Annotated in this window: 11 protein-coding genes; 2 read left to right on the top strand and 9 right to left on the bottom strand. The window is 65.2% G+C overall.

Annotation, left to right across the window (positions count from 1 at the left end; all coding sequences use genetic code 11):
• Positions 1–87 precede the first annotated feature (87 nt).
• Both Q8T13_08860 and Q8T13_08865 read left to right on the top strand, forming a co-directional pair.
• Positions 88–1,839, top strand: a complete 1,752-nt coding sequence (locus Q8T13_08860; protein ID MDP3717856.1) for a tetratricopeptide repeat protein — start codon at positions 88–90, stop codon at positions 1,837–1,839.
• 12 nt (positions 1,840–1,851) lie between these two features.
• On the top strand, positions 1,852–2,751 hold the full coding sequence (locus Q8T13_08865) for a fused MFS/spermidine synthase (protein ID MDP3717857.1): 900 nt from the start codon (positions 1,852–1,854) through the stop codon (positions 2,749–2,751).
• Here the strand turns inward: Q8T13_08865 and Q8T13_08870 are convergent.
• From Q8T13_08870 to secF, 9 genes are all read right to left on the bottom strand, one after another.
• Positions 2,705–3,550 carry a hypothetical protein gene (locus Q8T13_08870; GenBank protein ID MDP3717858.1) on the bottom strand — a complete coding sequence of 282 codons (846 nt, stop codon included), beginning with the start codon at positions 3,548–3,550 and terminating at the stop codon, positions 2,705–2,707. The genes Q8T13_08865 and Q8T13_08870 overlap by 47 nt on opposite strands.
• 56 nt (positions 3,551–3,606) lie before the next feature.
• Positions 3,607–4,086, bottom strand: coding sequence for a biopolymer transporter ExbD (locus Q8T13_08875; GenBank protein MDP3717859.1), 480 nt, complete (start codon positions 4,084–4,086; stop codon positions 3,607–3,609).
• 1 nt (position 4,087) lies between these two features.
• Positions 4,088–4,528 (bottom strand): biopolymer transporter ExbD, encoded by a 441-nt coding sequence (locus Q8T13_08880; GenBank protein ID MDP3717860.1) that lies wholly within the window; start codon positions 4,526–4,528, stop codon positions 4,088–4,090.
• Between the two features lie 75 nt (positions 4,529–4,603).
• Positions 4,604–5,374, bottom strand: a complete 771-nt coding sequence (locus Q8T13_08885; protein ID MDP3717861.1) for a MotA/TolQ/ExbB proton channel family protein — start codon at positions 5,372–5,374, stop codon at positions 4,604–4,606.
• A 75-nt stretch (positions 5,375–5,449) separates the two neighbouring features.
• Entirely contained in the window at positions 5,450–6,163 is a 714-nt protein-coding gene (locus Q8T13_08890) for an energy transducer TonB (protein ID MDP3717862.1), read from the bottom strand.
• 400 nt (positions 6,164–6,563) lie between these two features.
• A complete protein-coding gene (locus Q8T13_08895; protein MDP3717863.1) occupies positions 6,564–8,963 on the bottom strand; it encodes a sodium-translocating pyrophosphatase in 2,400 nt (799 codons plus the stop codon).
• Between the two features lie 64 nt (positions 8,964–9,027).
• Complete coding sequence (locus Q8T13_08900; GenBank protein MDP3717864.1) at positions 9,028–9,648, bottom strand: DUF502 domain-containing protein; 621 nt, start codon at positions 9,646–9,648, stop codon at positions 9,028–9,030.
• Positions 9,649–9,651: 3 nt separating this feature from the next.
• Positions 9,652–10,467, bottom strand: a complete 816-nt coding sequence (locus tag Q8T13_08905; GenBank protein MDP3717865.1) for an undecaprenyl-diphosphate phosphatase — start codon at positions 10,465–10,467, stop codon at positions 9,652–9,654.
• A 30-nt stretch (positions 10,468–10,497) separates the two neighbouring features.
• Positions 10,498–11,433, bottom strand: a complete 936-nt coding sequence (secF, locus tag Q8T13_08910; GenBank protein ID MDP3717866.1) for a protein translocase subunit SecF — start codon at positions 11,431–11,433, stop codon at positions 10,498–10,500.
• Positions 11,434–11,436 lie beyond the last annotated feature (3 nt).

Consider the following 11,436-nt stretch of genomic DNA (forward strand, 5'->3'; position numbering starts at 1 on the left):
GGGCTTGGGGCCTGGGGCTTGGAACTTGGAATTTAGGGGCGGGTCTTCGGACTCGCCCCTTTTTTCTTGTACCGGTATATTTCTTTTATGAAACGACCTGCCGCCCTCGTCGTGGCCCTCCTCCTGGTTGCCGCTTCCACCGGCCCTGTGCGGGCGCAGAACGAGCTGGGCCAGATCGATTTCCCCACTTCGGGCGCCCCAGCCGCGCAGCCAGCATTCCTCAAGGGCGTGCTGCTGCTGCACAGCTTCGAGTACGACGATGCCAAAGAGGCGTTCCTCGAGGCGCAACAGGCGGACCCGGGGTTCGCCATGGCGTACTGGGGCGAGGCCATGACCTACAACCACCCGGTGTGGCAGCAGACGGCGCCAGAGCTCGCCAGGGCCGCGCTGGCGCGCCTCGCACCAACCCTCGAAGGCCGTCTCGCCAAGGCGCCGACGGCAAAGGAGAAGGATTGGCTCGCCTCGCTCGAACGCCTCTACAGCACGGACGAGAAACTGACGCGCGACCGCGCCTACGCCGAACACATGCGGCGCATGCACGAGAAGTATCCGGCTGACGACGAGGTGACGTCCTTCTACGCGCTGGCGTTGCTCGGCACCAGCCACGGCGGCCGCGACTTCTCCATCTACATGAAGGCGGCGGCGCTCGTCGAGCAGGTCTACGCGAAGAACCCGCAACACCCCGGCGCCGCGCATTACCTGATTCATTCGTACGACGACCCCATCCACGCGCCGCTCGGCCTGCGCTTCGCCGACGCCTATTCGAAGATCGCGCCGGCAGCCTCGCATGCCCTGCACATGCCGTCGCACATCTACGTCGCGCTCGGCATGTGGGATGAAGCCTCGGCGATCAACGAGCGCTCGATGAAGGCCGCCGACGCGCGCCGCGCCGAGAAGGCGCTCGACGTCGACGCCCGCGGCTTCCACGCCATGCTGTGGCTGGTCTATGGCTACGCCCAGCAGGGCCGGTTCGAGGAGTCACGCGCGCTGTTGTCGCAGATGGAGGCCGACGCCAAGACCAGCGGTTCGGTGCGGACCCGCAGCCACCTGGCACTGGCCCGCGCCGCCTGGCTGATCGAGTCGCGCAAGTGGGGCGAGGCCAAGGCGCCGGTCGTGGCGAAGGGCCTCGGCACCGACGCCGCCATCGCGGACCTGTTCGCCATCGGGATGGCGGCCATCCGTTCAGGCAACCGGCTGGCCGGCGGCAACGCGCTCCAGCAGATGGCAGTGCTGATGGAAGATTCTCCCACCGCCGCGGGCCCGGCCACGACTCCGCCCGCTATGGTGGGCAAGCCCCCAGCCGCGGGGCCGAGCAAGCCTGTCGTATCGGGGTCAACGAGGGCCGGGATTTCACCGGTCGTAGAGTCGCATGCCGCCCACACCGGCGGGCAGCCGGCGATCGGCCTGCCTTCGGCCGGCGGCGGGCCCGACAAGCGCGCCGCCCAGGTCATGGCTCAGCAGCTCGAGGCCGTCCTGCTGTTCTCGGAGGGCCGGCGCGAGGAGGCCCTGGTGCTGGCCCGCCAGGCGGCCGTAGTCGAAGACGGCATGTCGTTCGAGTTCGGCCCGCCGGTGCCGGTCAAACCGGCCCACGAGCTCGTCGGAGAGATGCTGATGGACCTGCGGCGCCCCCGCGAGGCGATCCCGGCGTTTGAGACCTCCCTGAAGCGGAACCCCCGGCGCGCCCTGTCGCTGCTGGGTCTCGGCCGGGCGTCGATGGCCGTCAAGGACATGTCCCGCGCCATGGGCGCCTACGGCGAGCTCAGGAAGATCTGGAAGAACGCCGACAAGGGACTGCCGGAGCTAAGGGAGCTCGGGCTGGTGCCGCCGCCGAGCTACTAAGGAGCGGGCGGGATGGGCACCCAACAACGCGCCTCAGGTGGGGCTCGGGCACCGCGGCCGAGCGGCGTCGTGCCCGCAGTCCTGGCGGTGGCCCTGCTCGCCGCGGCCGTCGCGCTGGCCTTCTGGTCGATGTCGCCGGACCGCACCCTCGGGCGCCTGGAGCACGAGGAGGTGTCGGCGTTCTCGCGAATCCGGGTCCGCAGCAACGGCGAGGTCCGCGCCCTGACGTTCGTACGCGACAACGGACAGGAAGTCGTGCAGAGCCGCGTCAACCTGGCGGCGCCCCAGACCTTGATGTCGCCGTACGCCCGCGGCATGTTCGCCAGCTACCTCTACCAGCCTCATCCGCAGCGCGTGCTGATCGTCGGTCTGGGCGGCGGCGCGATGGTTCGCTTCCTGACCCATCACCAGCCGCAGGTGCAGATCGACGCGGTCGAGATTGATCCCGCCGTCGTCCGTATCGCCGACGAGTACTTCGGTGTGCGCTCCGGCGGGAACGTCCGCGTGCATACCGCCGACGCGGTGGCGTTCGTGGAGTCCACCGTTGACCGGTACGACCTGATCCTCATGGACGCGTTCCTGCGTCCGTCGAGCGGCACCGACGCGACCGGCGTGCCGACGGCCCTCAAGACGCTGGCGTTTCTCGGGCGCCTGAAGCAGGCGCTGGCCCCAGGCGGCGTGGTCGCGTTCAACGTCAACGAACACGCCAGCATGGCCGACGACATCGCCGCGGTCGCGGCCGCGTTTGGCCACGCCGCGGTCTACCGCTGCCCGCCCTCTGACAACAAGGTGGTCATCGCCACCGAGGGCGGCATGGCCAAAGATGGCGAGCTGCGCGCCCGCATCGATGCACTCGATGCGCGCTTTAGCGGGGCGCTGTCTTTCGCGGATTTACTGCGGAACCGGGAGTAGAAATCGCACGGGCGAAGACGAGCAGGAAGATCGCCAAACTGCCGCCGGTGAGGAGGAGGTGATCTGACTTGAGGATGACGACTCGCATGGAGGTCTGTCGCATCCACTCGTCACCCGCGGTGGCGCGGACCACGCTGGCAAGCGCGCCCAGTCTCGTCCAGTTTGTGCGCCGGTACGGCGAGAACAGCGACAGCTCGCCATCACGGTATTCCTCGGGCAGCCAGTCGCGCATGTGAAGAGGCAATGCGCGAATCTCGTCAATCCCCAAGAACCGGCCGTCAATCGGACTTTGAAAACCTCGGCCTTCGATTGGATCGAGCAGCACCCAGCGTCCGGCATCGTCTGGCGTCTCGAACATGATGTGGCCGGCGCCCTGTTCGTCGACATTGGCCTGAAGTATTCGAAAGGGGCGTCCGCGGGAAACGAAGACCGCGCCGAGCGCCCCGGCGGCCCTGCCGCAATCGCCGCCGGTAAGAAGGTAGTCGGCCTCGCTTCGCAGCGGCCACGCGGCGACTTCGCCAACGGCGCCATACTCCTCGATATGGCGGAAGCGGGCGGCGACACGCCGGGTGAGCTCAAGTGCGTTGTCGAGCCGGATCTCGCTGGAGATGCCCTCGTTGATGGACGCCGACAGCACGGATGCCCGGTGCACACGCGCCGCAGCGATCCCGACCACGCACATCAAGCCGACCATCACGCCCAGGCACAGCCGACGGCGGGAGTCCCGATCCCATGCCAATGTCCCCATCTTCACAATCAGCAGTTCATCGTGTCCGTAGGCGCCTCGCGTGGCGTACACGCACAAGGCCGCCGGGTTGCCCGGCGGCCTTGTGCGTATGTTCTGGCGAGCGGGAGCTAGTTTCCGCCCGTGCGGCCGGCACCGGCGGCAGCGCGGCGCATGCCCTCGGTGATGATGCCGACTTTTTCGACGCCTGCGCCCTTGGCGGCGTCGATCACTTCGACGATCGCGCCGTAGCTGAGCGAGCCGTCGCCGGCGATGAACAGGGTTTTGTCCTTGCGTTCCTCGTAGATCTTACGGAGCGAGTCTTCGAGGTCGGCGATCGTGACATCGCTCTTGTTGATCGAGATCTTCCGGTCGGCGGTGTATTCGATCACGATCTGCGAAACGTCGACCTGGGTCTGCTCGGCGGTCTTGGTTTCGGCCGGCAGGTTGACGTCGAGCCCCTTCTGCGACAGCGGCAGGGCGGCCATGAAGATGACCAGGAGCACGAGCAGCACGTCGATCATCGGCGTGATGTTCATGTCGCCATTGGCTTCGAGCTTCTTGGCGGTGATGACGCGGTCGGCGCCGAGGTGCTGGTGTGCGTGTGCCATGTCAGTTACCTCCGCCGGCCAGCAGGGTGCGGTTCTTGGGGTCGGTGATCAGCCCCATGTCCTCAATCCCCATGGCGCGCAATTCGTCCATGAGATCCATGACGGCGGCATAGCGGGCTTCTTCATCGGCCTTGATGAGGATGATGCGCTCGGCCTTGGTCTCGAGAATCTCTTCGACTTTCTGCCGCAGGTCTTCTTTCCGAACGGGCAGGCCGTTGACGAAGTACCGGTCGGTCTTGTCGACGGCGACGACCGTCTGGTCCTGCGTTTCCGGCTTGTCCGCGGTATTTGCGGCGAGCGGCAGTTTGACGTCAGCACCCTTCTGGAGCAGCGGGGCCACGATCATCATGATGATGAGCAGGACCAGCATGACGTCCACGAGGGGCGTGACGTTGATGTCCGATTTGATTCCGCCTCGGGAACCGCCGACATCCATTGACATAACAGATACTCCTTACCGAATTACCGGGAGGGCGCCTGGCTGGGCGGGACTGAAGTCCCGCCCTCCTGGCACCAATTACGCCGTCTTCTTGATGAAGTAGTCGACCATCTCCGACGACGAGTTGTCCATCTCGACGTTGAAGAATTCGAGCTTGCCCGACAGGTAGTTGTAGAACCACACGGCCGGGATGGCCACGAACAGACCGAGCGCGGTTTCGACGAGCGCTTCGGCGATACCGGCCGAGACGGCGCCGATGCCGCCCGAACCCGAGGAGGCGATACCGACGAAGGCGTTGATAACGCCGATGACGGTGCCGAGCAGGCCGACGAACGGCGCGGTCGCGCCGATGGTGGCGAGGCCCGAGATGCCCTTCTTGAGGTCGTTCGAGGTCAGCGCGGTGGCGCGCTGAATCGAGCGGCGGACGGTGTCGAGCAGGTCCTCACGCGACAGGTTGCTGCCGCTTTCCTGTTGAAACTGGTATTCCTGCAGCCCGGCGAGCACGACCTTGGCGAGGTGGCTGTAGCGGTATTCCTTCGCCGCCGACAGGGCGATGGCTTCCTTCAGCCGGCCTTCCTTGAGGTGCTTGGCGACGAGGGGGGCATACATCTTCGACTGCTTGGTGGCCTGGTTGAAGGTGTAGATGCGCTCGATCGCGACACCCACCGACCAGAACGACATGATGAACAGCACGATGGCGACGGCCCACGCCGCGGCGCCCATCTGCTCGAACATATCGACCCAGTCGATGCCGGCACCCTCCTGCGCAAAGGCAGGGGCGCTCGTCATCAGCAACATCGCGAAACCGGCACCAGCGATCCGACCAAACTGCATCTTCCGACCTTCCATCGCTATCCTCCAGAAAAAAAACGGCTTACTACGTTTGAAAACCTTCGCTGAGCAGGCGGGTCTACAGACCCGCCTCTACTGCAGCGTGAACTGCACCGTGACGGTCATGATGACCGGCACCGGCACGCCGTTGAGCAAGGTCGGTGTAAACACCCACTGTCGCACCGCGTCGAGTGCCGCCTGATCCAGCAGCGGAATCGAGCGCAGCACCTTGGCATCCTTCACCGCGCCGTCGGGGCCGATGGTGGCCTCGATGATCACGATGCCCTGGACGCGCGCCGACTGCGCGATCGGGGGATACGTCGGCCGCACGTCGCGGGTCTTCTGCGGCGGCTTGATATTGCCGCCGACGCGCACCGGCGCGGCGGGTGGCGGCGGGGGCGGCGGCGGTTCCGGGATGCCGCCGGTGATGCCACCGGCGACGCCGCCGATGATGCCGCCTTCGACGCCGGCTGACCGCTCGAAGCCGGCCTCGAGACCGGTCTCTGCCTTGATTTCCTTGGGCGCCTCGAGCGGCGCCGCATCAGGGCTCACATCCATGGGAGGTGGCGGCGCCTTCGCCTCCGGTGGCGGGGGCGGCGGGGGCGGAGGCGGTGGTGGGGGCGGAGCCGCCACAAACGCCATCATCGAAGGCGTCGTCGGCAAGACCCCGGTCGCCATCAACGGAACGATGACCAACGCAGCAACGATCGTCGCCTGGATCAACATGGTCAGTGGCACGGTGTACCACATCTTGTTGCCCATTTTGATTGATGGATCGACGACATCACCAAACATGTCGCGTGGCACTGTTCCTCCTGCTCTCGTCGAACAAGCCGACCGGCTTGTTCGTCTAAAAAATATGTCGCCTAATGAGCGACGCCAAAAGAGCGCCGATTATCCCAACGCCGAAAACGACTGTCAACGCCGGAACCCGGCCGAGTTAACGGCCTGTCTTCAATTAGACACCGGTTCCCGGCATCGGCTCCCTGAAAAAACGCCGAGGGGCCAGATATCGAAGGTATCTGACCCCTCGTGTGAATGCCCGGCGATTCTAGTCGTGCTCGGATCCCCGCGTCAACGGCTTGATGGGCTGAAAACCATGTAAATTCCGCATGATTACCAACAATTACAACGTTCACAGGTGCACTGGTTCACAGGTGCACTAGTTCACGGGTGCACCGGTCCCCAGTGCATCCGTTCACCTGAGCTAGTTCGACTCGATCCGCATCCCGTAGAACGAGCGGTAGACGAAATACATGCTCACGACGAAGAACACCACCGACAGCCCGACGGTGAGCGCGGCGCCGGTGCCGAGGTAGACGCCGAGCTCGACCGCCAGCAGGCCGAACAGCGTGGTGAACTTGATCACCGGGTTCATGGCCACCGACGAGGTGTCCTTGAAGGGATCGCCGACCGTATCGCCGACGATCGAGGCGTCGTGCAGCGGGGTGCCCTTCATCTTCAACTCAGTCTCGACAATCTTCTTGGCGTTGTCCCACGCGCCGCCGGCGTTGGCCATGAAGATCGCCTGGTAGAGGCCGAACAGCGCGATCGAGATCAGATAGCCGATAAAGAAGAACGGCTCGATGAACGCGAACGCCAGGGTCGAGAAGAACACGCCCAGGAAAATGTTGAACATGCCCTTCTGCGCGTAGATGGTGCAAATCTCGACCACCTTCTTGCTGTCCTCGACCGACGCCTTGGTCGCACCGTCGAGCTTGATGTTGGCCTTGATGAACTCAACCGCGCGGTACGCGCCGGTGGTCACCGCCTGCATCGAGGCGCCGGTGAACCAGTAGATCACCGCGCCGCCGGTGATCAGGCCCAGCAGGAAGGGCGGGTGCAGGATCGACAGCATGGCAATCGACGCCTGGTTCTCGAGGCCCTGCGTCAGCGCCATGATGATCGCGAAGATCATCGTGGTCGCGCCGACCACGGCCGTGCCGATCAGCACCGGCTTGGCGGTCGCCTTGAAGGTGTTGCCGGCACCGTCGTTCTCTTCGAGCAGTTCCTTGGCCACCACGAAGTTGACCTTGAAGCCGTAGCTCTTCTCGAGTTCGGCTTCGATGCCGGGAATCTCTTCAATCTGCGACAACTCGTAGACCGACTGCGCGTTGTCGGTGACCGGGCCGTACGAGTCGACCGCGATCGTCACCGGGCCCATGCCGAGGAAGCCGAAGGCGACCAGGCCGAACGAGAAGATCGCCGGCGCCACCATCATCGGCGCCCCGGCAATGACGGTGCTCGACAGCGCCATCTCCGACAGGAAGTAGGCGCCGGTCATCAGGCCCATGATCGTCAGGCCGAGCCAGTAGGCGCTGAAATTGCCGGCCACCAGGCCCGACAGGATGTTGAGCGAGGCGCCGCCTTCGCGCGACGAGGTCACCACTTCACGCACGTGCGCCGAGTGGGTGGAGGTGAAGACCTTGACGAACTCCGGGATGATCGCGCCGGCCAGCGTGCCGCAGGTGACCACCGACGACAGCTGCCACCACAAGTCGGGATTGCCACCAAGGTTGGGAATCAGCAGATACGACAGCACGTAGGTAAGCACCACCGAGACGATCGAGGTCAGCCACACCAGCGAGGTGAGCGGCGCCTCGAAGTTCATCTTCACCGCACCGGCATACTTGCCGGCGGCGATCGCGTTGTTGACCAGGTACGAGCCGGCCGAGGCCAGCACCATGACCACGCGGACCATGAAGATCCACACCAGCAGTTGCACCTGCGTGGCAGGATCGTTGACCGCCAGCATGATGAACATGATCAGCGCCACGCCGGTGACGCCGTAGGTCTCGAAGCCGTCGGCGGTCGGGCCGACCGAGTCGCCGGCGTTGTCGCCAGTGCAGTCGGCAATCACGCCGGGGTTGCGCGCGTCGTCTTCCTTGATCTTGAACACGACCTTCATCAGGTCCGAGCCGATGTCGGCGATCTTGGTGAAGATGCCGCCGGCAATGCGCAGCGCCGAGGCACCGAGCGACTCGCCGATGGCGAAGCCCAGGAAGCAGGCGCCGGCGTACTCGCCGGGAATGAACAGCAGGATGGCGAGCATGAACAGCAGCTCGACCGAGATCAGCATCATGCCGACGCTCATGCCGGCCCGCAGCGGAATGTCGCACACCGGGAAGGCCTTGCCGGCGAGGCTGGCAAACGCCGTGCGCGAGTTGGCCAGGGTGTTGATGCGGATGCCGTACCAGGCCACGCCGTAGCTGCCGGCAATGCCGATCAGGCTGAAGATGATGACAATCGCAATGCGCGACGGCTCGAGGCCGGTCAGCCAGAAGTAGGCAATCATCACGGTACCGATGAACAGCTCCAGGATCAGCAGGAACTTGCCCTGCTGAATCAGGTAGGCCTTGCAGGTCTCGTAAATGATCGCCGAGACGTCGGACATCGACTTGTGGACCGGCAGGTTCTTGACCGCGGTGTAGGTCCACAGGCCAAACAGCAGGCCGAGCACGCAGACGACCAGGCCCGACAACAGGATGTCGTGGCCGGTCATGCCGAGGAAGTCGCCCTGGTTCAGGTCGGGCAACTGGATGTTGACCTCACCCCCGGGGCGGTGATGCGCCTCATCCGCCGCCGCTTCCGGCTGCGCCGCCAGCATGACCGGCGCCGTCAGCACCGCCATCCCCACGACCAACGAGGCCGCTCCGAGCAGCCGGCCGACCCTATCGAGAAGTCTCATCACCATCGTGTCCTGTCCTCGTACTGATCTGCGGGGGCAGCGCCATGCCGCCCGTTAAGAAAATCCGCACGCCGTCTTCCACCGACAAACTCGGGAACGTCGCCTGGTGCCGCGGGTAGACCAACACATCACCGAGATACAGGTGATTGGTCGGCACGTACACCGCCACCATCCGCTCCGGTCCCGCGCCGCGATCGAGCGTGAACTCGCGCGTCAGGAACCCCATCACCATGCCGCGCCGCTGATCGTCGACGATCACGACCTTCTTGAAGCCCGTCTCGCTGTCAGGCGAGAAGGCCGCCACCAACTGCTTCACCGGCGCATACACGGTCTTGAAGAGCGGCACGTTCAGCAGCCACATCTCCCCGCGCCGCAGGATCCGCCGGCCAATCACGTTGGTCGCCAGCGCCCCGGTCAACAGGATCGCCGCCGTCGTGACCAGCACGCCCAGCCCCGGCACCTCGCGGCCGAACAGGTTCGTCGACAGCGGCGTCGCCACCCCGTCGATGAAGCGGAACAGCCAGACGAGCGTGACGACCGTGATGAACAACGGCACCGTCACGACCAAGCCGGCCAGGAAACTCCGGCGCAGCCACTGCATCATTACTCACACCGCCCGGCTGAGCAGCCACGCGAACGTGACCGCCGCCAGGGCAAAACGATAGTACGCAAACACCGCCAGCGAGTGCCCCGCAAGATACCGCACAAAGTACTTCACCGTGACGTAGCCCACGACCGCCGACGTCACCAGGCCCACCAGCATCAGCGTGACCGGCAGACCCGCGGTGCCCACCTCGGACAGTGCCAGCGCTTCCTTGGCCGCGGCCGCGACGATGGCCGGCAGGCTCATCAGGAACACAAACCGCGCCGCCGTATCGCGCCGCAACCCCAGCAGCAGGCCGACCGTGAGGGTCGCCCCCGATCGCGACATGCCGGGCGCCAGCGCCGACGCCTGGGCCAGGCCAATCAGCATGGCCTCGCCGTAACCGAGCGACCGCGCGTCGCGCGTCTTGCGCCCGACCCACTCGGCCACCAGCAGGCCGACCCCGCCCACCACCAGCATCACCGCGACCACCACCGGCGAGCGCAACTGCGTTTCAATGACGTCGGCCCACAGGCCACCGACGATCACGATCGGGATGGTGCCGGCGATGATCAGCCGGCCGAGCCGTTCCCATTCGCCGTCGCGTCCGCCAAGCGCGCCCGGGGCCGCCATGATTAGCTGCGCAACGTCGGCGCGGAAAAACGCCACCACCGCCAGCAGCGTGCCGACGTGGCACGCCACGTCGAACGCAATTCCAAACCGGCCGGGATCCCAGCCGAAAAACGCCCGCGCCAGGATCAGGTGGCCCGAACTGGACACCGGCAGGAACTCGGTCAGTCCCTGGACGACGCCCAACAACGCGGCCGACAGTAAATCCACCAGTGTCTCTTCGCCAGGCTCCGCGGCGGCTTACGACGCCTTGCGGGCGCCCGGCGTGCGGGCCTTGGCCTGCTTGGCGCCAAGGAGGGTCGCGATCGCAGCCGCAATAAAGATGGTCGAATAGGTGCCGCTGGCGATCCCCACCAGCATCGTGAACGCGAACCCCTCGAGCACTTCGCCACCGAACAGGAACAGCGACAACACCGCCATGAACGTGGTGCCGGCCGTGATCACCGTGCGGCTGAGGGTCTGGTTGACGCTCAGGTTGACGATGGTATCGAGCGAGTCGCGGCGCTTGCTCTTCAGGTTCTCGCGCACCCGGTCGAAAATGACGATCGTGTCATTCACTGAATAGCCGGTAATCGCCAGGATCGCTGCCACCACGTTGAGCGACAGGTCGTAACCGAAGAAGGCGAGGAACGCAAAGGTCACCAGCACGTCGTGCAGGGTCGCGGCGATCGCGCCAAGGGCAAAGGCGAAGCGGAACCGCAAGCCGATGTAGATGGTGATGCCGAACAGCGACGCCAGGGTCGCGTAAATGCCCTTGCGCTGGAGGTCGGCGCCGATCACCGGACCGACAATCTCCTGGCTGCGCACCTCGAACCCGCCGAGGTTGGCCTTGGTGATCGAGTCGACGATGGCGCGCGCATTCTGCTCGAGCGCGGCGCCTTCCTCCTGCACCAGCTGCGGCACGCGAATCAGGATCTCGTTGTTCGCCTCGTCGCCATAGCTCTGGATGACGTTCTCACCCGACATGCCGGCCGCGAGCGCCGAGCGCACCTGGTCCACGGTGATGGGCTGTTCGAACTTCACCACCACGATGGTGCCGCCAGAGAAGTCGATGCCGAGCGGCAGGCCCCGCATGACCACGAAGCCAATGCCCCCGAGCACGATCAGCGTGGACAGGGCGATGGCGTGCCAGCGCCACTTGATGAAGTCGAAGTTGGAGTTATCGAAGATGCCCATATG

It is taken from the genome of Acidobacteriota bacterium (assembly GCA_030697165.1).
GTDB lineage: Bacteria > Acidobacteriota > Vicinamibacteria > Vicinamibacterales > UBA2999 > 12-FULL-67-14b.